This window comes from Thermogutta sp., from assembly GCF_039793925.1.
In the GTDB taxonomy this organism is placed as follows: Bacteria; Planctomycetota; Planctomycetia; order Pirellulales; family Thermoguttaceae; genus Thermogutta.
The window spans coordinates 1-1559 of record NZ_JBAMME010000055.1 but is presented as its reverse complement, the minus strand read 5'-3'; the positions used below and the strand labels follow the sequence as shown (position 1 = coordinate 1559).

The following is a 1559-nucleotide window of genomic DNA, read 5'->3' as shown; positions in this document are numbered from 1 at the left end:
CAAAAGCCCGGTGGCCAGCCAAAAGGCTCGCCACCGGGCTCCTTGAGCCGGGTTAGTCCCGATTTTAGTTGAAAATGATAGTGGCGCCCGGTTTTCCAGTATGTCATACTGGACTTGGCAATTTAGAAAGGAGGGCGCCACTTGACTAAAGGATATCATAAGAAGATGCCTCTTGAACAGGGGGCAGCACGGGAAAAAGATTGGACTTTACCGGCCACGTTCGTCCTGCAAGTCCAGGATCTGTTGACAGTGATGAAAGAAGGCCTGTTGGCGGTGGGAGCTATGGCTGCACTGCATATCGCTGAGCAGATCATGGAGGCGGAAGTTGAGGAAAAATGCGGGCCGAAGGGGCGGCATCGACCCGATCGGACGGCTACCCGCTACGGGAGGCAGCCAGGGTACGTAGTTCTTGGTGGCCGTAAGGCTAAGGTATCAAGACCGCGCGTGCGGACGAAAGATGGTCGGGAAGTGGAGCTGGAGAGCTACAGGGAGTTACAGGATCGGAAGATTCTCTCCCAAGCGGCACTGGAGAGAATGCTTTATGGGCTGGCCAGCCGCCACTACCAGGCGGGCGGTGAGCCTATCGGGGCAGGGATAAAAACTTATAGCACCTCCAAGAGTACCGTAAGCCGCAGGTTTGTAAAGGCCACCGAAGAAGAGCTGAAGTCCTTTTTGAGGCGTCCATTGGGGGATCTTAAGCTTCTGGTAGTGTTCATTGACGCTATCTTTTTAGGGGGGCACGCCGTTCTGATTGCCTTAGGGGTTGACGGTGGTGGGCAAAAGCACGTTCTTGGACTTTGGGAGGGGGCGGCAGAGAACGCGGAAGCGTGTAGCGCATTGCTTAAAGACTTGGTTGGTCGAGGGATGGACGCAAGGGAGGGGCTGCTTTTTGTAATGGATGGGAGTAAAGCCCTCACTAAGGCGGTACGTGAGACCTTTGGAGAGCTGGCCTTGGTGCAGCGCTGCCAGAAGCACAAGATGGAGAATGTGGTGAAACATCTGCCCGAACGAGAACAACAATGGTTGAAAGGACGGCTAAAGAGGGCTTGGGCGGTTAATGATGCTCAAAAGGCCAAGGCAGAACTGGAGGTATTAATAAAAGAGTTGGAGATGAAGTCACCCGGGGCGGCGGCAAGCTTGCGGGAGGGGCTGGAAGAAACGCTGACAGTACAAAAGCTTGGGTTACCGGCACTGTTAAGGAGGAGCTTGCGAACGACCAATGCGATAGAATCCTTAAACGGGCAGATTCGAGATACCGTTCGGCGGGTAAGGAATACAAGAAACGGGGACCAGGCGTTGCGCTGGGCGACAATTGGTGCTCAAAAGGCCGAAGGGAGATTCCATAAGATTCCGGGGTATCGAGACCTGCCGATTTTGGCCGAGGCCATCGCAGCTTACGTCCAAAGGGTAAAAGAAACCCAAGGGATACAGGCTGCCACAAGATCCCAGGCAGTCTAGAATCGGAGAATTAGGGCGCTAGAGATTTTCAACTAAAGATGGGACAAAGCCGCGTAGTCCCGTCTCCCTCCCTTGATGATATCATCGGTTATCGTGGGCTT

1 protein-coding gene is annotated in these 1559 nt (G+C 54.1%); it reads left to right on the top strand.

Annotated elements, in window-relative coordinates:
* Positions 1-141: 141 nt before the first annotated feature.
* Complete coding sequence (locus tag ABJK56_RS01695; RefSeq protein ID WP_347242933.1) at positions 142-1458, top strand: IS256 family transposase; 1317 nt, start codon at positions 142-144, stop codon at positions 1456-1458.
* Positions 1459-1559: the final 101 nt, after the last annotated feature.